Source organism: Alteribacillus bidgolensis (genome assembly GCF_002886255.1).
GTDB classification, from domain to species: domain Bacteria; phylum Bacillota; class Bacilli; order Bacillales; family Marinococcaceae; genus Alteribacillus; species Alteribacillus bidgolensis.
Genome location: NZ_KZ614149.1, coordinates 476,940 through 497,398, shown reverse-complemented (window position 1 = coordinate 497,398; position 20,459 = coordinate 476,940). Strand labels below are relative to the sequence as shown.

At 37.8% G+C, this 20,459-nt stretch carries 24 protein-coding genes; 1 reads left to right on the top strand and 23 read right to left on the bottom strand.

What is annotated here, in order from left to right; all coding sequences use genetic code 11:
* Positions 1–118 precede the first annotated feature (118 nt).
* Positions 119–298, top strand: coding sequence for a hypothetical protein (locus CEF16_RS02660; protein ID WP_091579305.1), 180 nt, complete (start codon positions 119–121; stop codon positions 296–298).
* Between the two features lie 75 nt (positions 299–373).
* Here CEF16_RS02660 and spo0A read toward each other — a convergent pair whose 3' ends face one another.
* The 23 genes from spo0A to efp form a co-directional block, all read right to left on the bottom strand.
* Positions 374–1,162, bottom strand: coding sequence for a sporulation transcription factor Spo0A (spo0A, locus tag CEF16_RS02655; RefSeq protein ID WP_091579302.1), 789 nt, complete (start codon positions 1,160–1,162; stop codon positions 374–376).
* Positions 1,163–1,428: 266 nt separating this feature from the next.
* Complete coding sequence (gene spoIVB / locus CEF16_RS02650; protein ID WP_091579300.1) at positions 1,429–2,682, bottom strand: SpoIVB peptidase; 1,254 nt, start codon at positions 2,680–2,682, stop codon at positions 1,429–1,431.
* A gap of 118 nt (positions 2,683–2,800) precedes the next feature.
* The gene (gene recN / locus CEF16_RS02645) at positions 2,801–4,522 is read right to left on the bottom strand and encodes a DNA repair protein RecN (protein ID WP_091580695.1); all 1,722 of its coding nucleotides are present in this window, start codon (positions 4,520–4,522) and stop codon (positions 2,801–2,803) included.
* A 25-nt stretch (positions 4,523–4,547) separates the two neighbouring features.
* Complete coding sequence (gene ahrC, locus CEF16_RS02640; RefSeq protein WP_091579297.1) at positions 4,548–4,997, bottom strand: transcriptional regulator AhrC/ArgR; 450 nt, start codon at positions 4,995–4,997, stop codon at positions 4,548–4,550.
* A 177-nt stretch (positions 4,998–5,174) separates the two neighbouring features.
* Positions 5,175–6,005: a TlyA family RNA methyltransferase gene (locus CEF16_RS02635; protein WP_091579294.1), complete on the bottom strand. Its 831-nt coding sequence runs from the start codon at positions 6,003–6,005 to the stop codon at positions 5,175–5,177.
* Between the two features lie 3 nt (positions 6,006–6,008).
* Positions 6,009–7,898, bottom strand: a complete 1,890-nt coding sequence (dxs, locus tag CEF16_RS02630) for a 1-deoxy-D-xylulose-5-phosphate synthase (protein ID WP_091579291.1) — start codon at positions 7,896–7,898, stop codon at positions 6,009–6,011.
* Between the two features lie 26 nt (positions 7,899–7,924).
* Positions 7,925–8,524: a hypothetical protein gene (locus CEF16_RS02625; protein ID WP_091579289.1), complete on the bottom strand. Its 600-nt coding sequence runs from the start codon at positions 8,522–8,524 to the stop codon at positions 7,925–7,927.
* Positions 8,525–9,227: 703 nt separating this feature from the next.
* Positions 9,228–10,115, bottom strand: coding sequence for a polyprenyl synthetase family protein (locus CEF16_RS02620; protein WP_091579286.1), 888 nt, complete (start codon positions 10,113–10,115; stop codon positions 9,228–9,230).
* Entirely contained in the window at positions 10,112–10,354 is a 243-nt protein-coding gene (gene xseB / locus CEF16_RS02615) for an exodeoxyribonuclease VII small subunit (RefSeq protein ID WP_281259140.1), read from the bottom strand. The genes CEF16_RS02620 and xseB overlap by 4 nt, the downstream gene beginning before the upstream one ends.
* Entirely contained in the window at positions 10,344–11,744 is a 1,401-nt protein-coding gene (xseA, locus tag CEF16_RS02610) for an exodeoxyribonuclease VII large subunit (protein ID WP_091579281.1), read from the bottom strand. Before xseA ends, xseB begins: the two co-directional genes overlap by 11 nt.
* A 5-nt stretch (positions 11,745–11,749) precedes the next feature.
* Entirely contained in the window at positions 11,750–12,598 is an 849-nt protein-coding gene (gene folD / locus CEF16_RS02605) for a bifunctional methylenetetrahydrofolate dehydrogenase/methenyltetrahydrofolate cyclohydrolase FolD (RefSeq protein ID WP_091579280.1), read from the bottom strand.
* 18 nt (positions 12,599–12,616) lie between these two features.
* Positions 12,617–13,015, bottom strand: a complete 399-nt coding sequence (gene nusB / locus CEF16_RS02600; protein ID WP_091579277.1) for a transcription antitermination factor NusB — start codon at positions 13,013–13,015, stop codon at positions 12,617–12,619.
* Positions 13,016–13,228: 213 nt separating this feature from the next.
* The gene (locus CEF16_RS02595) at positions 13,229–13,624 is read right to left on the bottom strand and encodes an Asp23/Gls24 family envelope stress response protein (protein WP_091579275.1); all 396 of its coding nucleotides are present in this window, start codon (positions 13,622–13,624) and stop codon (positions 13,229–13,231) included.
* Positions 13,625–13,674: 50 nt separating this feature from the next.
* Entirely contained in the window at positions 13,675–14,043 is a 369-nt protein-coding gene (locus tag CEF16_RS02590; protein WP_091579273.1) for a hypothetical protein, read from the bottom strand.
* Positions 14,044–14,232: 189 nt separating this feature from the next.
* Positions 14,233–14,898, bottom strand: coding sequence for a SpoIIIAH-like family protein (locus CEF16_RS02585; protein ID WP_091579270.1), 666 nt, complete (start codon positions 14,896–14,898; stop codon positions 14,233–14,235).
* 2 nt (positions 14,899–14,900) lie between these two features.
* Positions 14,901–15,569, bottom strand: coding sequence for a stage III sporulation protein AG (gene spoIIIAG, locus CEF16_RS02580; RefSeq protein ID WP_245917743.1), 669 nt, complete (start codon positions 15,567–15,569; stop codon positions 14,901–14,903).
* Positions 15,569–16,186, bottom strand: coding sequence for a stage III sporulation protein AF (gene spoIIIAF, locus CEF16_RS02575; RefSeq protein ID WP_091579267.1), 618 nt, complete (start codon positions 16,184–16,186; stop codon positions 15,569–15,571). The genes spoIIIAG and spoIIIAF overlap by 1 nt, the downstream gene beginning before the upstream one ends.
* Before the next feature lie 6 nt (positions 16,187–16,192).
* A complete protein-coding gene (gene spoIIIAE / locus CEF16_RS02570; RefSeq protein WP_091579265.1) occupies positions 16,193–17,395 on the bottom strand; it encodes a stage III sporulation protein AE in 1,203 nt (400 codons plus the stop codon).
* A 12-nt stretch (positions 17,396–17,407) separates the two neighbouring features.
* Positions 17,408–17,803 (bottom strand): stage III sporulation protein AD, encoded by a 396-nt coding sequence (spoIIIAD, locus tag CEF16_RS02565; protein ID WP_091580690.1) that lies wholly within the window; start codon positions 17,801–17,803, stop codon positions 17,408–17,410.
* Positions 17,804–17,815: 12 nt separating this feature from the next.
* On the bottom strand, positions 17,816–18,022 hold the full coding sequence (spoIIIAC, locus tag CEF16_RS02560) for a stage III sporulation protein AC (RefSeq protein WP_091579262.1): 207 nt from the start codon (positions 18,020–18,022) through the stop codon (positions 17,816–17,818).
* A 46-nt stretch (positions 18,023–18,068) separates the two neighbouring features.
* Positions 18,069–18,581, bottom strand: coding sequence for a stage III sporulation protein SpoIIIAB (spoIIIAB, locus tag CEF16_RS02555; protein WP_091579259.1), 513 nt, complete (start codon positions 18,579–18,581; stop codon positions 18,069–18,071).
* Positions 18,578–19,501, bottom strand: coding sequence for a stage III sporulation protein AA (gene spoIIIAA, locus CEF16_RS02550; RefSeq protein ID WP_091579256.1), 924 nt, complete (start codon positions 19,499–19,501; stop codon positions 18,578–18,580). Before spoIIIAA ends, spoIIIAB begins: the two co-directional genes overlap by 4 nt.
* A 395-nt stretch (positions 19,502–19,896) precedes the next feature.
* Entirely contained in the window at positions 19,897–20,454 is a 558-nt protein-coding gene (efp, locus tag CEF16_RS02545; protein ID WP_091579254.1) for an elongation factor P, read from the bottom strand.
* Between the last annotated feature and the right edge of the window lie 5 nt (positions 20,455–20,459).

Genomic DNA, 20,459 nt, shown 5'->3' with positions numbered 1-20,459 from the left:
GGATTACATGCATAGATATAGGAATGAGGAAAAAGATAATTATAAAGAAAAAATTTTTTTCGAGGAATTTAAACTGTAAAGTGGAAGTACCAACGAAAAATGATAAGGGGGAACCAAATTGTTTCAGTTTATTGAATCTAGACATGGGTTTGATATGTATCTGGCATCGTATAATGGTGAACAATATGTGATTCAATACGAACCTTCGTCTAAAAGAATTAATCAATTACGACCTTATACAGAAAGTTCTTCCATGGTTTCACGGCTTTTTGAGTCATACATTTCTGATCAAAATTAATCTTTCGGGCTTACTCTTATATGCTCACAAAAAGGAAGCCGTCCTTTATTAGGGCGGCTCCTTCTAACAACGTTCTTAACTTACTTTATGTTCAAGTCTCAGCTTATCTGCAACCATTGCTATAAATTCAGAGTTAGTAGGCTTTGCTTTTGAAACATTTATTGTATACCCAAACATACGCGAAATCGATTCAAAATTACCTCTGCTCCAAGCAACTTCAATAGCATGTCGGATGGCTCGTTCTACTCTGCTTGAAGTAGTGTTGTATTTTTTAGCAATATCAGGGTACAATACCTTCGTAATGGAACCTAACAAATCGATATCATTATAAACCATAGAAATCGCTTCTCTTAAATACATATATCCCTTAATATGAGCAGGCACTCCGATTTCATGAATAATATTTGTAATACTTTGATTTAAATTAATCTCAGGTTCTTCTTTGCTTTCATTATTATAACTATACGCTTGTTGAACCACAGATGTTTCGCCACTGCACACTTCTCTAATATTAGAAATCAAGGTTTCCATGTCAAAAGGTTTTAAAACATAATAAGAAACACCAAGATTAACTGCTTTCTTTGTTACATCTTCTTGACCAAAAGCTGTTAGCATAATAATTTTAGGCCGCGGGTTGTGCTGGCCAGAATTGATTTTATTCAAAACCGCTAACCCATCTAAATGAGGCATAATGATGTCAAGAACAAGAACATCTGGCTGCGTTTCTTCTACCATCTTTAAACACTCTTGCCCGTTATAGGCTCTGCCAGTAACCTCCATATCTTCTTGTGCCCCAATATATTCATTTAACAAACCGACCAATTCTCTATTATCGTCAGCTACACAAACTTTAATTTTATTCACAAATGTACCTCCTTATTATACTTTTCTTCACATGTCTGTATATTGTTTTCGACAAGACTGTCTAATACCCTTTCCTTAATTCAAAATTCTTAGAAAATAAAATCCAGCTCCTTACATCTTTCATTTTCTACCTTTTTGTCGTTTTTTGACGTTTGACAAAATTAAAAATATATGGAATCGATACATTCATATAGTTATGTATATTATCGTACCACAAATATTTCATTAACGAATTTATAAAAAGGAAAACTGCTTCCAGTTTTCCCTTAACTCGCTTTTTTCCTTTCTTTTATAAACGTGTCAATCCCTGCTTCTTCAAGCATCCATTCAATATGAGAAGCGTACCCTGAAGTTGAATCATTTACAAATACGTGTGTAACCGCTCCGATGATTTTTCCGTCTTGGATGATAGGACTTCCGCTCATTCCTTGAATAATCCCTCCTGTTTTTTCTAATAATTCATCATCTGTCACCTTTATGACCATTCCTTTTGAAGCTGCGTGCATTTGAGGGACAGATTGTACAATTTCAATATCAAACTTTTCGATTTTTTCACCTTCTACAACAGTTAATATCTCTGCAGGTCCTTTTTTTACTTCATGAGCAAATGCTATAGGAAGCGGCTTCGAATTAGATGGCTTTTTTAAAAGTTTGTCTGTATCTAATTGGCCAAATACACCAAACGAACTATTTTTTGTCACTTTTCCTAGAATATCGTTGTCAGACGATAAAACAGCTTGCTTTTCCCCAGGCTTTCCATTGGCCCCTCTTTCAATAGACTTGACGGAAGAACGGACAATCGTTCCATTTTCAACGATAATAGGCTTTTTAGTATCAGAGTCAGCAATCACGTGACCTAAAGCGCCAAATTTCCCACTTTTAGGTTCATAAAACGTTAATGTACCTACTCCTGATGCTGCATTGCGAATATAAGCTCCAATGACATTTCCTTTTTTTCCTTGATGGATTTTTACATTTATATTTCGTTCTTCATTGTTTCTTTTTACTTTAACTTGAAGTGAATCACTTGTATCTGAACTTTCTAAGATTTGCACAACATCTTCTAACTGATTCACTTTCTTGCCATTTATAGAAATAATCCGATCGCCTACTTTCATGCCTGCCTCTTTTGCCGGAGAAATTCTTTCTTTTTCTGCAGCTATTTCATGAAAACCTACAATCATTATCCCATCTGATTGCAGTTTCACCCCAATAGAATCACCGCCTGGAATTAATTTGATATCTGGTATTGTTTTTATTTTACTTTGTTTTTTTGGCATAGACGTGACTTTTATTGAAGCGTTTGATTTTTCTTGATTTTCAGTGATTTGCACATCGTTTTTATCTTTTATATTTAATTTGTTTTGTATACCGCTGACTATATTGTCATTTTGCCAATCGGACTCAAAAAAAATGAATTCATCCGGTATATTTATTAATGTTTGGACCGTATGATTTGTTATTCCTATGGTAAATAATAATAATAGCACAACACCAGTAATTCTTCTCCCCCAATCCATGCATTAAATCCTCCTCGTCCCCTATTTAAAATTATCTGTTGTATTCATATAATTGCCTCCTGACAAAGGATTTATAAGCAGGTAAAAATAAAAAAGCTGACCTGTTTTGGTCAGCTTTTCATGATTTGGTTTTAATCTTCTCGGCCATAGCCAATAATTCATTTGCATTTTTTCGTGTCAATTCCGTTATTTCTACCCCTGATATCATTCTGGCAATTTCATCCGCTTTCTTCATTCCATCTATTGGTTTTACAGTAGTTATTACCCGGTTTTCCTTCTCTCTTTTTTCGATGAATAAATGGTTATCAGCCATCGCAGCTACTTGCGGAAGATGGGTAATGCATAATACTTGAGAACCAACCGAAACGTGGTATATTTTTTGTGCGATGGCTTGGGCCACACGTCCGCTTACTCCGGTGTCCACTTCATCAAATATTAGGGAGGTAACGTGCTGGAAACCTGACAAAATCGTTTTCATGGCAAGCATAATTCTTGATATTTCTCCGCCAGAGGCGACTTTGGCAAGTGGCTTTAAAGGTTCGCCGGCATTGGTGGCCATTAAAAATTCAACTTTATCTTTTCCATTGTCATTAAAAATGGTTCGTCCATTCTCCCATTCGTACTGCTTTCCTTTTTTTAATTTTTTTACGTTTACTTCCATCTCAGCTTTATCCATATACAGCTCTTTAAGTTCCGTTTTCACTTTGTCCGATAGCTCTTTTCCAGCTTGATACCGCAAATCCGTTAACGTATCAGCTTCTGCTTTTAAATCTAGAGCTGCTATTTTTAGCTGTTCTTGACATTCCTGAATTTTTTCGTCCTTATTGGTAAGGTGCTCCATTTCTTCTTCAATTTTTGAGGAAAATTCAAGTATTTCCATGACAGAATTGCCGTATTTTCGTTTTAACTTTTTAATTTCCTCTAACCTTGCTTCAATTTCATTTAAACGTTCAGGATCAAATAATAAAGAGTCTACATGGTTTCTTAATGAGAAAGCTGCTTCTTCAAGCATATAATAAGCTGTATGAATGGATTCATTAACTTTCTCCATGTCACTATCAATAGCTGCAGCATCTTCAGAATGTGACATAGCCAGCCCTGCCCAGTCTAATGCTTTTCCTTCACCATAGAGGCTTTCATAGGTGTTATTCAGCTGACTGAATAATTTTTCACTATTCGATAAAATATGTCTTTCTTTCACTAATTCTTCATCTTCTCCAGGGACTAAACTTGCTGCTTCTATCTCATTTAATTGGTATTGGATAAAATCAAGGCGGTTTGCCGTTTCTTGATCGTTTTCTTTCCATTTTTCTAATTCTGATTGAAGTTTTGTAAAGGTTTGATACCGCGATTTGTAATCCTGAAGTGTTTCATACAGTTTTTTTCCTGCGAAACGATCAAGCATTGTAATATGTTTTTCTGGCTGCATTAATTCCTGATGTTCATGTTGACCATGTATATCGACTAAAGATTGTCCTGTTTCCCGCAGTATAGCTAGTGTTACTAATTTTCCATTTATACGGCAAACGCTTTTTCCTTGATCTGTAATATCTCTTCTTAATACCACCATATCTTCTTCTACTTCAATGCCGGCATCCTCAAGCTTCTTTCTTGAAGGATGTGAAGTATTAATTCGAAACAATCCTTCTATTTCTGCACGTTTTTCCCCGTGACGTACATATTCTACTGAACTGCGCCCTCCAATTAATAAGCCAATAGCATCGATAATAATTGATTTACCGGCACCTGTTTCTCCAGTTAATACTGTCAGTCCTTCACCGAATGGAACGGTTAATTCTTCAATAATAGCGAAATTTTTTATTGAAAGTTCTTCGAGCATGAAAGCACCTCGATCATCTTTTAAATTAAAGCATTTCAAGGAACCGATCCACAATAGGACCAGCTTGTTTTTTATCACGGCAAATAATTAATATCGTATCGTCTCCGCAAATGGTACCTAATATCTCTTCCCAATCTAAATTATCGATTAATACCGCAACAGCATTAGCATTTCCAGGAAGGGTTTTCATAACAATGAGATTGTCAGCTTGATCAACTCCGATAAAGCTGTCAACAAGCGCTCTTTTTAACTTTTGTAAAGGATTAAATCTTTGATCTGCCGGCAAACTGTATTTATATCTTCCGTCCATCATCGGTACTTTAACCAGATGCAGTTCTTTTATGTCTCTAGAAACAGTTGCTTGAGTTACATTATAACCGCCCTTTTTTAACCGATCCACCAATTCATCTTGTGTCTCTATATCCAAGTCTGTTATTAATTCTCTAATTTTAATATGACGCTGCCCTTTATTCATGTGCAACCTCCTCTTGATGCTTCCAATATCATTGGCTATATAGTAAAAGTGCTAATTGTATCATAACTAATTTTTTATATTTATACAAACATACGAGTAAAAATATAGAGAAGAGAAGGTGAAAACATATGTTTAGGATTTGAAGGGGTATTCATTCAACAGGGGGATGAGAAATACTTACTCACCCCGTTGAACGGCATGAAAGTGGGAGTGGGCTTTTTCAACAACAGAAGATACATTCTTTTCCGTAATTAAATTTTCATTTTGAGGCAAAGGGTGCCATTGCATAAACAATAAAAATTCGATATTACCGTCTCCTCCAGTTATTGGAGAAAAATCCATATCTACCGGAGTAAACCCTGTGGATGTTGCAAACGAAAGAATATCATAAATAACTTGACGATGGACGTTTGGATCACGAACAATACCTTTTTTTCCAACTTTGTCACGTCCTGCTTCAAATTGAGGCTTTATTAACAAACATACTTGACTATCCTTCGTTAATATATTTTTTAATGGAGGCAAAAGAAGTTTTAAAGATATAAAAGATACATCAGCTACCGCTGCCTCAGGTTTATCTTTAAAATGTTCGGGTGCTGCATATCGAAAATTAAAGCGTTCCATTACTTCAACTTTATCGTGATTACGCAGTTTCCACGATAACTGATTGTATCCAACATCCACAGCGTAAACCATTTTAGCCCCATTTTGCAAAGCACAATCCGTAAAGCCTCCAGTAGAAGCTCCTATATCCAGCACAATTTTGTTTTGCAGGTTTAACGGGAATACATTTAACGCTTTTTCAAGTTTAAATCCCCCGCGGCTGACGTAAGGGATTGCTTCTCCTTTTATACGAATAGAGGTAGATCTGTCAATTTTAGTGCCGGGTTTGTCAATACGTTCATTGTCAGCTAATACTAAACCTGCCATAATCGAGCGCTTTGCTTTTTCTCGTGAATCAAAAAAACCTTGTTCGACTAATAATATATCTATTCGTTCTTTTTTCATGGTCTACGCCCTTTGCCGTCTTCTAGGGACAAGTGTAAAAATTTTATTTATAACTTCTTCTGCAGTCAATCCTATTTCCTCATATAATTCCGGTACACTGCCATGTTCAATGTATCTATCTGGTATGCCCATCCGTTCTATTACCATGTTATGACAGCCTGTATCATGAAAGTGCTCAAGAACTGCACTTCCAAAACTTCCCTTTAAAACTGCTTCTTCCAAAGTAAGAATAGGCTGTCCTTCTTCCTGCAGTTCTTTCAAAAGATCTGCATCTAACGGCTTAGCCGATCTGGCATTTACGACACGAACATGGACATTTTGTTCAGAAAGCGTCTTAGCTGCTTCAACAGCTACCGGAAGCATAGTACCAAAAGATAATATTGTTGCATCTTTGCCATCCTTAAGGATTTCCCATTTTCCGATTTCTAACTCTTTTAATTCCTCATCCATTTTAACTCCATAGCCATTACCGCGGGGGTAACGAACTGCAATGGGACCGTCATCATATCGTAAAGCTGTATAAATCATATGCTGTAATTCATTCTCATCTTTTGGCATTAACACTTTCATGTTAGGAAGGTGCCGTAAATAAGCAATGTCAAAAACCCCTTGATGCGTTTCTCCATCCGCTCCAACAAGGCCGGCCCTGTCAATCGCAAAAAATACATTCAAGTTTTGCCTGCATACATCATGTACAAGTTGATCATAACCTCGCTGCAAAAACGTGGAATACACGGCAAATACAGGTTTCATCCCTTGTGTAGCTAATCCGCCTGCCATAGTGGTGGCATGCTGTTCAGCTATACCTACATCAAACATTCTTTCCGGAAACTCAGCACCAAATTGATCCAGTTTGGTACCGCCGGGCATAGCAGCTGTTAAAGCTACAATTCTCTCATCTTTATGAGCGAGTCTTTGTAATGTACTGCTAAATACTGCACTGTATGCAGGAGGTCCCGGTTTTTTCACTACTTCTCCCGATTCGATTTTATAAGGCCCGAGCCCATGCCATGTACCTTTAGCATCGTTTTCAGCTGGAGCATAGCCTTTTCCTTTTTTGGTTAACACATGAACGATTACCGGACCATTTGTATCTCGTCCATATTTAATATTAGACAACAGGTCGTCAAAATCATGACCATCAACAGGACCAAGATAGGTAAATCCCATTTCCTCAAAAAACATTCCCGATACAAGTAAATATTTCAAACTGTCTTTTACTCGTTCAGCAGTTGACGCAAGTCTCCCTCCAAAAGCAGGGATTTTTTTGATTAAAAATTCTATATCATCTTTAACTTTTTGATATTTACCTGTTGTTCTGAGACGGCCAAGAATGCTGTGAAGAGCTCCAACATTTGGTGCAATGGACATTTCATTGTCATTTAATATGATGGTCAAATTTGTTTGTTCATGACCGATATGGTTTAATGCTTCAAGTGCCATTCCACCCGTTAAAGCACCGTCACCAATAACAGCTGCTATTTGATCCTTACTTCCTTTTAAGTCTCTAGCTACCGCCATCCCCATAGCTGCAGAAAGTGAGGTAGAGCTGTGGCCAGTTTCCCAAACATCATGTTCACTCTCATCTCGTTTTGGAAAACCGCACAATCCTTTATATTTACGCAGACTGTCAAATTGACCAGCTCGTCCAGTCAGTATCTTATGAACATAAGCTTGGTGCCCAACATCCCAAATGATTTTGTCTTTTGGTGTTTGATACAGATGATGTAAAGCAAGTGTTAATTCTACTACACCTAAATTAGGGCCTAAATGGCCGCCTGTAACCGACAGCTTCTGAATAAGAAACTCTCTAATATGTTGAGCTAGACTTTCAAGTTCTTGTCGGCTGCATGCTTGTACAATTGCCGGGTCCTTTATTGTTTTTAAATCCATGAAGCGAACCCTCACTTTCAGTCGTTTTAAACTTTCTTTGTTTTCTTGGTCGTCTTTTTGTTAAATAATTTAATTTTTAATTTATGTTCAAGTATATAAAAGATACGTCCAACTTGAAAAATTATTGCGGTAGAAAAAGTAATGGCAAATGTTTTGCCTAATGCTTTTCCACCTACTGTTAATGCTGCTACCACAGCTGTAAATATTACACCTAGTATAAATTGAAGCGTACTTCCATCGCTAGAACCTAAAGCAAATGTAAATTGCAATACAACAGCTGAAGCTGCTGTTCCGCTTACTACACCGGATATATCACCAATAACATCCGCACAAAAATTTGCTACTTTATCTGCATTTCTTGTGACCTTCATTGCTTGATAAGCACCGGGTACCTTTTTTGAAGCCATCGAATGAAATGGTTTTTCAGACGCTGCGGTGGCCGCTACTCCAATCATATCAAAAAACACACCAACAAGAACGATCACAAGCACTATAATCATTCCAACGGCCCAGTCTACTCCACTAAGAACTGCAGTGGAAATAATTGAAAAAATAGCCGCTAACACCAGTGTGATAACGGCAATTAAAACGCTCCAACGTATAGAATTTTTCCATATACTTTTCATTATTTGCATAATCACCTAATATATTTTAAGAATGTTGGTTAAAATAAATATATGTAGATATCGGATGGCCGATATAAAGCGTAAACATTGTGTCTTAGGTCCAGTAGGATTTCCCAGCTGCTTGCCAAAGCGTCGCCGCCTTGGTGGTTTCCCTTTAAAAACAGCTTGATGCCGTCGCCGGACATCAGACTGGATTGCCACTCAGCACACACTGCAATCCACTTCATTCGTCTATATGAACAGTCTAGGAGTTTTCCTCAACAATTCCGTGCCACTCTCTTAGCCTCTTTTGCAGAGCAGGTTTCAGGTGATAGGAAAGTATCCGTTGGCCTACGGTAATCATCCTAGACTTTACCTTCCCCGCTGCTCCACTCAAGGCAGGCTACGCTGCACACATACCTTCCCTCTGGCATGCCTTGCAGGTCTTACCTCTTATTTACCCATAAAATAAGAGGCCTCCGCGGTGAAAGGGTTCACGCCCACATGCCTTTGTGGATCGCCCTTACACCTTTACTCCCAACACCGACCCAAAGCTGGGCGCTTCGAGCCGGCATCAGGAACTTCATCGATGTGCCCTTCAGCGGATTTTTAGGCCCGCCCTCGAGAATGGAGAATCGACTAGAATACTGCACCATCCGATATTTTGTATATATATTATACCACGATCTAAAAACTTAGCACAAATAATTGAAATATCACAAAATTATTTGGTCCGCTCCGTAATATAATGTATAAAATCCTCAAGTAATAGTGGATTACCTGATACAGAACGTAAGTATTCTTTTGCATTATCCGCATGAGTGATGAGTTTTTCTTTGGCACCATCAAGTGTTAATAATCTTGGATATGTGCTTTTTTCTCGGCATTCATCACTACCGGCTGCCTTTCCCATTTCTATTGAATCGCCTTCAATATCCAATATATCATCTTTAATTTGAAAAACCAGGCCCAGCTCTCTGGCGAACCCTCTGATATAATCCATATCATTGTCTGGAGCTTCACCTAATATCCCGCCTGCCACAACGGAAAAACTTAAAAGATCTCCTGTTTTATGGTGATGAATATATTCAAGCTGCTCTAATGAAAGATCTTTTCCTTCTCCCTCTAAATCTGCAGCCTGTCCACCGACCATTCCTTCAGCCCCTGCCGATTTGGCTAATTCTCTTATTAATAATATTTTGTTATGACTTTCTAACTCTTTAAGTGAACTAATAACTTCAAATGCTTTGGTTAGCAGGGCATCACCAGCCAAAACGGCAAATGCTTCTCCAAATACTTTATGGTTTGTTGGTTTTCCGCGCCGATAGTCATCATCATCCATAGACGGTAAGTCATCATGAATAAGAGAATACGTATGAACCATTTCGACTGCACAAGCTACCGCATAATCAGATTCTTCTACGTTACGATATGACTGGACAGCCGCGAGCATTAACAAAGGACGGACCCTTTTTCCACCGGCATTAACAGAATAAAGCATCGCTTCTTTCAAGGTATCTGGACATTCCAGTTTTTCCAAAAATGCCGGAAGTCTTTTTTCCAGTTCATTTTTAAATTGAGAAATAAAAGCTTGTAGTTCTGTGATGCTCACTCTTCATCCTCCTCAGATAAGAGAGGTTTTACTTCCCCATCTTCCTCTACTACTCTGTCCATCTGTTTCTCAATACGCTGCAGTTTTTCATGACAAACGTTAGAAAGGCTCATCCCCTCTTGATACATAACAATTGCCTGCTCTAAAGGAACCTCACCTTCTTCGAGTTTTTCTACAATGCCTTCTAATTTTTCCATAGCTTCTTCAAACGATACATTTTTCAAATTATCATCTGTCACGTACTCCATCTCCCTTATCCGACTTATTACCAAACCATAGTGAATCCTTTGAAACAGATTCAGCCTTGGCGTGAACAGTTCCATCTTGAATATGCATGGAAATCTCTTCACCTGGTTCAATTTGTTTGATGGACTTCACCAACTGCCCCTTCTGATTATAGGTGACGTTATATCCTCTTTGCATCACTTCGAGAGGGTTAAGAATATTAAGCTTTTGCAGCGTATGTTTGAAACGTTCATATTTCCCTGTTAAATAACGTTCCATTGCTTTAAAGGTCTTTTCATCCATATGATTCAGTTTCGATCTTTCACCTTCTAACAGCCGATAAGGATGCTGTCGTTCAAGGCGCTTTTTAAACGTAAGAAGCTGCTCTCTACGAAGCTCTTTTTTGTCAAATAGTGCTTTATTTAACCTTTCTAATAAACGATCTAATTCTTGTTCTTTTTGCTTTATTAAATGGGTTGGATACCTAAAGGCATACGATCGCTTTATTCGCTCAAGCTTTTCATTTTCTCTTTTAACTTGGTCTTTCAACGCTTTTTGAAGACGTGTTTTCAACTGGTTATGCTGTTTTTCAAGTTCTTTAAGTACCGGGACAGCCATTTCAGCTGCTGCTGTTGGTGTTGCTGCTCTTAAGTCAGCTGTAAAATCGGCAATAGTGAAATCTGTTTCATGCCCTACTGCAGAAATAGTCGGAATAGACAGAGATGCAATTTTTCTTGCCACGGCTTCTTCATTAAATGCCCACAATTCTTCAATGGAACCTCCGCCTCTGCCGAAAATAATTAGATCAAATCCACCCATTAATTCGGCTTTTTCCATTGCAGAAGAAATCGATACAGGAGCGTTTTCGCCCTGAACGAGGACAGGAAACAGTGTAATTCTAATTAAGGGAAACCGTCTTTTCAGCGTTGTAATCATATCTCTGATTGCTGCACCAGTTGGAGAAGTAATGATAGCTATTTCGCGCGGAAATACAGGCAATGACTTTTTACGCTCTGGTGCAAAAAGGCCTTCAGTTTCTAATTGTTTTTTTAATTTTTCATATTGAATGTACAATTGGCCAATACCGTCTGGTTCCATCTCTTTCACATACAGCTGATACTGCCCGAATGGCTCATACACAGAAACATGACCCTTTATTAAAACTTTCATTCCATTTTCGGGCTGAAAGGTTAAAAAGCGGTTATTACCAGCAAACATGACAGCTGAAATTCTTGATTTTTCATCCTTTAAGGTAAAATACATATGACCGCGACTGTGCTTTTTAAAATTTGAAATCTCAGCTCTTAACCATACTTGCTGAAGATTAGACTCCATCTCTATTGTCTTTTTAATATGTGTAGTAAGCTGTGAAACCGTGGTCCATTTCCCTTGCTCAAACAGCATTACAGTTAAACCCTTTCTGCATGCTTCTTTGCTGACTGCAAAGTGTTATAAAGCAGCATTGTAATGGTCATAGGGCCTACTCCTCCTGGTACAGGAGTTATAAACGAAGCTTTTTCTTTCACGTCTTCAAAGGCTACATCCCCGCAAAGTTTTCCGTCATCTTTGCGATTCATACCTACATCTATGACAACTGCTCCTTCTTTTACGTATGCAGCGTCTATAAATTCTGCTCTGCCTGCAGCTGCAATTAAGATATCAGCTTTTGAGGTGAAAGAAGCTAAGTCAGGGGTTCTAGAATGACAATATGTAACCGTAGCATTTTCATTTAGAAGGAGCTGTCCAACAGGTTTTCCGACAATATTGCTTCTTCCAACTACGACAGCATGCTTTCCTTCGGTTTGGATATTTTTATATTTTAACATTTGTAATATACCATATGGTGTACAAGGTAAAAAAGCATCCTTACCTGTCATCATCCGCCCTATATTTATAGGGTGAAAGCCATCCACGTCTTTCTCTGGTGAAATATGTTCAATCACTTTCTTTTCTGAAATATGGCCTGGTAGAGGTAATTGTACAAGAATGCCATGTATGGAAGGCTTTTCGTTATAATAATCAACTATATCCAACAATTCTTTTTCAGATATATCAGAAGACAGCTCTTTTAATTCTGAATAAATGCCTACTTCTTTTGAAGCTTTTTCCTTGCCTTTCACATATGATCTAGAAGCAGGATTATCCCCTACAAGAATCACAGCTAGTCCTGGTGTAATACTAATAGAATTCACTTCTTTCTTGATTTCTTCTCGTAAACTTGAAGCTACTTCTTTTCCGCTAATAATAGTTGCACTCATTCTTATCCTCTCCTTGTTTTAATCACTTTCACATTGTTTTAATATATTAGATAATACGCCATTGACAAATTTTCCAGATTCCGTGCCCCCGAAAGCTTTTGCAAGTTCAATTGCCTCATTAACACTGACATGCAGCGGAATATCTTCCATATACAACATTTCATGCACAGCTTTTCGAAGAATAGAACGGTCAACATTTCCGACTCTCTCCAAAGTCCAGTGTTCTAAGTGATTTTGTATCTTATTATCTATTTCAGTTAAATGATCTAACGTTCCCTTTACAGATGTAGTTAAAAATTCATCAGCTGTTTCATCTTCTTCAAGAGAGTTGTTTAATGCTGCTTGCCAACCTGCATCTGTGAGCTCCATTTGATACAATGCCTGAACAGCTCTTAATCGTGCTAGACGTCGGTTCATACTCTATTCTCCTTTTTAAAAAAACTATCGCAACTCATACATTTTGTACGTTGAATGCCGTAGTTTTACTTATACTTGTTCACCAGTAATATTTTATACTTTCTTCGCAGGGAAAAAAAGAGGCTGCAATGACAGCACTTTTTCCAGCCATCACTTATCAGCCCCTTAACAATAATTCTGCACTAGCAAATGAATTGCAATAAAAAGCCTCGTTTATTGTTCTCCCTCTTCATCTTGCACCTCAAATTGGATACCGAGCACATGAATGTTAATGGAATCTAAAGTAATAGAAGTCATAGTTTGAAGCGCCTGTTGAATATTAGTCTGAATATTTCTCGCCACTTCCGGTACAGAAACCCCGTAACGCAGCGTTACAGATAATTCAATAGTAATCCCTTCTTCGCCAAGTTCCACTTTTACGCCTTTGCCATGATTTTTACGACCGAGCCGCTCCACAACTCCTGCAGCAAAGTTACCTCTTAAAGAGTGGACTCCTTCCACTTCAGATGCAGCGAGTCCGGCAATAACTTCAATGACTTCAGGAGATATTTCTATTTTACCTAACTCATTCTTTTCTTCTTCCAAATCAATCGTGCGGTATTCATTCATGCTTCTCACCTCCATGGCTTAAACAATAAAAACACCAATTACTTTCCAAATCAATCTTCTTCTGTATTAACTTCCTCGGCTTTTTCAGCTTGTTTTTGGACGTAATCAAACTTATATTGACGAAAAACAGGAAACTCCGAAAGATTATCGGGGATTTTTCCATTTTCTAGCAAAATGATCTTTACGATGTTTTTATTTCTTGCCATATGGTATTTATCTCCATATTCATTTTCCTTAGTGAAACGTTTCAAATTCTCATAATCCTCTTCTTGTATGGAAACGGTATAGGTGTTTTCACCTTCTCCATATTCATGCTCAAAACCAACTTCAAATTCAACGATCTGTATGTGGTCATTTTTTATGTTTCGCGTTTGTTCTAATACAGCTTTAGCTCCGTCTGTTAAATCGTTCCATTCCATGAATAAAATCGCTCCTCATCAGCTAGTTAACACTAAGTTTTAAACGTATACTAAAATTATATCATGGTGAAGTCTATTTTTCATTATCCCCTTCAAACACGTCTATATGATAAAAACATGTGTGTTTAAAATATGTATTTAAAATATTAAGCCTGTAAGACAATGTTAGATTGTCCCACAGGCTTTTTCTTACTGTCCTGCTGCTGTTGCCTGGTGTCCAATGACCACATCAGACACATCTAAGTGTTCGGCAGCAAGCCGATTTAGCATCACTGCATCTTCTCGTGTTAACTCTTCTGCCTGGACAATAATTCTAGTTCTATCTTCTTCTGAAATGACAACGGCATCTTCATATCCTTCTGATTGAATTAAGCTTTCAAGCATACTTTCATTCTGCTGTTTCTCTTGCAATTGTTCTCTCTTATCAAAGACTTCGCTTTTCTCTGCAGCAGAATAATCTTCAGACGCAATCGCCTCCGTATATTCTTCTCGTAATCTGCTTCTTGATTCATCCCTTTCTAAGCGCAGCTCACTAAATAAGTTCCCTTGTGTGTTTGCTTCCTGGTTTTCATTGTGTATTTCTGCTTCCTCCGCTGGAACTTCTTCTTCCTCTTCAGCTCCAGTTTCTCCCCCTTCTGTTGGAGGTTCTGTTTCTTCAATTGCCGTTTCCATATCCTCTTCTGAAAGCCACTCTACCCAATCTTCATCTTCTGTTGCAGCAGTCATTTCACTCGTTTCATCCGCTTCTGGGTCGTTCTCTGCGACCTCGCTTGGCGACGTAATATAATAAACGGCTAGAACAATTGTTAAACTAAGCATCGTCATTAACCATACGGTTTGTTTTTTTAATACCATATTTATTCTCCTTCCTCCCTGTTCCTTGGCAATATAGATACTTTATGCGGTGGAATATCCATTACTTTTGTTACCGCTTCAACCACCCATTCCTTTACTTTTATGTCTTCCACCCCTTCAGCAACGACAAGCACCCCCCTTGCCTCTGGTTTTTTTGTATGAATAAGAAGTGGTTCTTCCTGTTCACCTTGTCTTATAATCACAACTTGTTCCTCTTTCGTTCCGTCTTCTAAATCTCTTTTTCCACCCTCACGATCTTCTTCTGAAGTAATTTGTTGACGTATCGTAGTATCTTTTTCATACACTTTTTCTTCAGTTCCTTGTAAATTCACCATTACGGTTACCTCTGAAACTCCTGAAATTTTTTCAAGCATTTCACCTAATCTGGTTTGAATAGCTCTTTCTGCATCAGACATATCGGATTTTTCGGACGTTTTAGAATTCACTTCTAAAGATTCTTCTTGTTCTTGTTTATCTTGAACCCATTGTTGATCAGAAGGTTCTTCCTCTTTTTCTTTACCCAAAGTCCCTATAACCATTAAAATAATCCCAAATATTAAGATGATGACGAGGTAAATGGGAACCGGTTTTTTCGAAGTTGTTTTCTCTTCTTTATCGAACCATTTTTTAAAACGCTCTTTTACGTTTTGTTTATCGTTGTGTTCAGCCACTATCCCCCCTCCTTTGCTGTTGTGATGTGAATTTGTTCTTCATCTACTTCCCATGTTTGCGTCAAATACGAGTATACGTCCTGTTCTATTGCTGAAATTTTTTCTTTGTCATCTATTTCTTCCGTTTCTTCCACCTGAATGTTTACTGGTTCAATATCCGTCTTGTTTTCTTCAGGTGAAAATCTAGCAAGGGAAAGATAAACCTTCATTTCTTCTGGATCGTCTCCTTCCCATTCTGTTTGGAGCTCTTCAATTTCCCACCCCCAACGTTCTTTTATTGTTTCTTCTACTTGTTCTCTTAGATGGTTAGATACTTGTTTAGAAATATATGCATCTTGTCCCTCTTCTATTTCGTTTTTCTTATTATTCATGTTAGATTCTATCGATGCCGATTGAATTGGCTGGAAATTCAAGTTTGCTAATTCTTGCTCCCATATATCTTCTACTTGTCCATTTGTTAACGATAAAAGAGGTTCAATAATTATAAGCATTAATATAAAAGAAAGCACCAGCCTGGCATATTTTTGCAATGATGAGGCCGGAAGCAGCATTTCTAATAAGAACGCAGCAAGCAAAAAAACAATTAAATTGCTCATCCAGCTGGTTAACCAATCCATTGTGATTCACCTCACCATCAAAGAAATATTCCCTGAAGCTATAATTAATGTAAGTGCAAGGAAAAACATGAAAGATACAGCTGCTAATGCCGCGAACATGGAAAGTACTGTTTTTCCCAGTGTAGAAAGGGCATCAAGTAACGCACCTTCGCCCAAAGGCTGTATTAATGCTGCCGTTAAGTGAAAAATAAATCCAATAACTAAAATTTTAATAGCTGGAAACGCACAAATAATAAAAAGTATCCCTACACCGGCAAGTCCAATTGTGTTTTTAAGAAGTACAGATGCGCCAAGCGCTGTATCTGCAGCGTCCGTAAACATTCTCCCGATTACTGGAACAAAGTTACCTGCTAGAAATTTAGTAGTCCGGATAGCAATTCCATCTGTTACAGCTGCGGTTGCCCCTTGAACTGAAATTACTCCTAGAAAAACGGTAAAAAATACAGCCAGTACACCCATAGCAGCATTTCTTAGTAATTCAGCAAGTTTAGTTACTTTGATGTGTTCATTTAAGCTGCTTACAATGCTAAGTACTGCCGAGAAAAATAAAAAAGGTAAAATAACGTACTGTATTAATATACCGCTCGATTGTACGAGCATTATAACGAGAGGATGAAATAAACCAGCGGTAGCAAATGATCCGCTAGAAGCTAAAAGAGCAAGCATTAAAGGCAGTAGAGCAATCATAAAATGGACCATGTCAGCTACGGTTTCTTGCACATAATTCATTGCAATATAAAAACTGTTTAGGGCAATAATTATTAATACAATGAAAATGACACCGTATGCTGCTTTACTAACCGATTCCTCTTCAAAAGCATTTTGTAATGCCTTTAATATCGCACTAAATACAGCCAGCAGCAGCAATGTCCCCATCAATTGCCCATTTGCTGTTACTTCATGCAGCGAAAAACGAATGAAAGCTATACCCCATTCTTTGGGATGAAACGACTTGTCACCAGTTAAGAAATCTTTAATGGACCCTTTTTGTGATTCTGGTAAAAAAACTCCGTACTCCCTTGACAGCTGCTCCCAAAATTTCGTTACCTCTTCCAGCCCTAAAGATTCCAAGTGTTGTTCTTTTAACTCTTCAATCCCAGTATTTTCTTCACCATCAACTTTCTCTTCGTTTTCTGTTTCTGCATACGTGTCTATTCCAGGTAAAAGCAACATGATAAAAAGGATGCATAGAGACATTTTTTTTACCATAATTTCACATCCTTACGCTCCGCCGGGTATAAGAGCCAGTACCGTTTCAATTAATACTTGAAAGATTGGAATCGCCATCATAATAATCATCATTTTCCCTGCAAGTTCAATTTTAGAAGCAATCGATTCCTGGTCAGCATCTCTTGCTATATGAGCTCCAAACTCAGATAAATAAGCAATGCCTATAATTTTTAAAAGTGTTTGAATATACATATTATTAATGCCAGCTTGTCCCGAGAGAGTTGAGATGAGTTCTAACGCAGCTTGCAATGGAGCCATTATAAACAAAAAAATCATTGCTCCTGTTACTAATGCAATAGCTAATGCGATAACAGGTTTTTGTTCGTTAATGACCATAATTAAAAAAGTGGCGATGAGACCGAAACCGACCACTTGCACGATTTCAATAACCATCGCCTCCTATCCTTGAAACAAAAAAACACTTTTTATCTTTTGAAAAAGATCATCTATAATGGTTGCAACCATATACAAAACAACGACAAATCCAATTAAAGTGACCCAGTGCGCCCAATCTTCTTTCCCCATTTGCTTTAATACTGTGTGGATCATAGCTACGATAATCCCAATGCCTGCTATTTGAAATATAGTGTTTACATCATAGGCCAATGCTGTGTCCCCCTTTGTCCTCTAAAATGAGGCTGGACTGATCCAACTATAAAAACAGTATAATTAACAGCAATCCTGCTAAAAATCCAAGTGTTTTTGACATCTTTTCATATCGGTTTTGTTTCTCCTTAGCTTCTGATTCTTCTTTTTCTAAATGGACCATTGCTAGTCTGATGTGTTTTTGCTGCTGCATTTTTTCGTGTTTTCCAAGCGTGGACCCAAATTGCATCATTACTTCTTTTTCCTGTGCTCCCATAGCTGTATACGGCCATGTTTCTTCAAGGCTTTTCGTCCAAGCTTTTTGAGCATTACGTTCCCCGTTTTTTAAATAATCCCCAAAATATTTAAACAAGTAAGACACAGGTGCCGGAAGCTGCTTACTAATTTTTTCACTTGCCTCAGCGAGCGGACTCATTCCATACATTATTTCTGCCTCAAAACTTTGCAGCGCAACTTTTAATTGGCGCAGCTGCCTCGGCCTTTCTGTCAGTTTTTTTGCAATTTCAAAACCAATCCACGTGCATGCGGTTAATATAAATAAAGCACCAAGCCAGCTCATTTTTCAGCCGCCTTTTGCCATTTTACAAAGCTGTCTATATTTGCATTCATGGCTCCTTGCCTTCGAGTGAGCGTAACAATATTACTAAAAATTCCATTAGTCAATAATTCTTGTAGAATGGGACGTCTTTTAATCTCATTAAGTGAAGTTCCATGTGCAGAACAAACAATCGTTACACCTGCATGTATGGCTTCCATAATCGCTTCTGCATCTTCTGGTCTCCCGATTTCATCTACAATTATCATTTCAGGACTCATCGATCGAATCATCATCATCATTCCTACAGCTTTTGGACAGCCATCTAACACATCTGTCCTCGGCCCAACATCAAAAGAAGGGATTCCTTTATAACACGCGGCCAGCTCAGAACGTTCATCAACAATCGCTACTTTTTTTGAAGGCAGATTTATTTCGGGCATACCTTTACTAGCACATCTAGCAAGATCACGAAGGAAGGTTGTTTTACCCGATTGAGGAGCACCAATGATTAATGTATCGTCATAACCATTTGCATATAGCTTGTCTAAATATTGCTTAGCTGCTCCTTTATGGTCTTTCGCAACTCTAATGTTAAAATATCGAATATGTTTTAAACTTTGTATAATCCCTTTTTCATGGATGACTTGTCCTCCGACACCAACCCGATGTCCTCCTCTGGTCGTTATGAAACCTTGCTTCAATTCTTCCTGAAATGCATACATCGAAAATTCGCTTAACTGGTTTAATATATATTCAATATCCTCCTCCGTAATGACATACGGGTCATTATCATTGTTACAAAGATAAAATGCTTTTTCTGACGTTATGATCTCTACGGGAGAAAATATTCTAATCCGAATTTCTTCTATGGAAAACCAATTAGAAATTTTATCAAATAATTGTTGTAGATTTTCAGGCAACAGCGCAAAGATGTCATCCATTTCTTCTCCTCCTCCCAACCTGCTGTTTGTACACTTTATTCATCTTTTTTCTTTATAGAACTGGAAAGACATCATGGCAAGGGGGTTAACCAAAAGGGAAATGGTTTAATTTCTAACTATTGAGAGTAAATACTTTAAAATGGAAAAAAGATCTTCCAGACGCAATAAGAAGTAACGGTTCTTAACAACGGATACACCTTTGTCTTCAGAGCATATACTCAGACAAACTTCCTTTTTTTATGTAACTGAGGACTACGTTTCAAGAACATATGTTCGTTTAAATGGTGTAGAAAAAACGGCTTGCCACCGAGTCTTTATGTGCAAATATAATTTTATCCTTTTCTAAAACCGAAAAAAGGAACTATTCTTTTAAATAGCTCCTCTAAAAAATATAATTATGCCCTTGATACATACTCACCGCTTCTAGTATCTATAACAAGTTTTTCACCTTCATTAACAAAGAAAGGAACTTGAACCGTGTAGCCTGTTTCAAGTACAGCTGGTTTTGTTCCACCTGAAGCAGTATCTCCTTTAATACCAGGCTCTGTTTCAGTTACTTCTAGTTCTACTGTATTTGGCACTTCTACTCCAAGTGTTTCTGATCCGTACGTTATAATTTGTACTTCCATATTTTCTTTCAAAAAGTTAAGCTGCTGTTCAATTTGCTTACTCGTTAGTTCCAGTTGATCAAATGTTTCGTTATCCATGAAAGTATGGTCATCTCCGCTCGAATACAAATATTGCATTTTGCGGCGTTCTATGTGTGCCCGGTTTATTTTTTCTCCGGCACGAAATGTTTTTTCTTGAATGTTGCCGGTCCGAAGGCTGCGCAATTTGGACCTTACAAACGCTGCACCTTTTCCAGGTTTAACATGTTGAAAATCAATGACCTGCCAAATGTCATTGTCTACTTCTACTGTTAGGCCCGTTTTAAAATCATTTACTGAAATCATAACAT

What these genes read in the sequence shown, in the direction of transcription:
- spoIVB (WP_091579300.1), bottom strand. Translation starts at nt 2,682, where the DNA reads ATGGATTGGGGGAGAAGAATTACTGGTGTTGTGCTATTATTATTATTT.
- recN (WP_091580695.1), bottom strand. Translation starts at nt 4,522, where the DNA reads ATGCTCGAAGAACTTTCAATAAAAAATTTCGCTATTATTGAAGAATTA.
- ahrC (WP_091579297.1), bottom strand. Translation starts at nt 4,997, where the DNA reads ATGAATAAAGGGCAGCGTCATATTAAAATTAGAGAATTAATAACAGAC.
- CEF16_RS02635 (WP_091579294.1), bottom strand. Translation starts at nt 6,005, where the DNA reads ATGAAAAAAGAACGAATAGATATATTATTAGTCGAACAAGGTTTTTTT.
- dxs (WP_091579291.1), bottom strand. Translation starts at nt 7,898, where the DNA reads ATGGATTTAAAAACAATAAAGGACCCGGCAATTGTACAAGCATGCAGC.
- CEF16_RS02625 (WP_091579289.1), bottom strand. Translation starts at nt 8,524, where the DNA reads ATGAAAAGTATATGGAAAAATTCTATACGTTGGAGCGTTTTAATTGCC.
- xseA (WP_091579281.1), bottom strand. Translation starts at nt 11,744, where the DNA reads ATGCTGTTTGAGCAAGGGAAATGGACCACGGTTTCACAGCTTACTACA.
- folD (WP_091579280.1), bottom strand. Translation starts at nt 12,598, where the DNA reads ATGAGTGCAACTATTATTAGCGGAAAAGAAGTAGCTTCAAGTTTACGA.
- nusB (WP_091579277.1), bottom strand. Translation starts at nt 13,015, where the DNA reads ATGAACCGACGTCTAGCACGATTAAGAGCTGTTCAGGCATTGTATCAA.
- CEF16_RS02595 (WP_091579275.1), bottom strand. Translation starts at nt 13,624, where the DNA reads ATGAATGAATACCGCACGATTGATTTGGAAGAAGAAAAGAATGAGTTA.
- CEF16_RS02590 (WP_091579273.1), bottom strand. Translation starts at nt 14,043, where the DNA reads ATGGAATGGAACGATTTAACAGACGGAGCTAAAGCTGTATTAGAACAA.
- CEF16_RS02585 (WP_091579270.1), bottom strand. Translation starts at nt 14,898, where the DNA reads ATGGTATTAAAAAAACAAACCGTATGGTTAATGACGATGCTTAGTTTA.
- spoIIIAF (WP_091579267.1), bottom strand. Translation starts at nt 16,186, where the DNA reads ATGGATTGGTTAACCAGCTGGATGAGCAATTTAATTGTTTTTTTGCTT.
- spoIIIAE (WP_091579265.1), bottom strand. Translation starts at nt 17,395, where the DNA reads ATGGTAAAAAAAATGTCTCTATGCATCCTTTTTATCATGTTGCTTTTA.
- spoIIIAB (WP_091579259.1), bottom strand. Translation starts at nt 18,581, where the DNA reads ATGAGCTGGCTTGGTGCTTTATTTATATTAACCGCATGCACGTGGATT.
- spoIIIAA (WP_091579256.1), bottom strand. Translation starts at nt 19,501, where the DNA reads ATGGATGACATCTTTGCGCTGTTGCCTGAAAATCTACAACAATTATTT.
- efp (WP_091579254.1), bottom strand. Translation starts at nt 20,454, where the DNA reads ATGATTTCAGTAAATGATTTTAAAACGGGCCTAACAGTAGAAGTAGAC.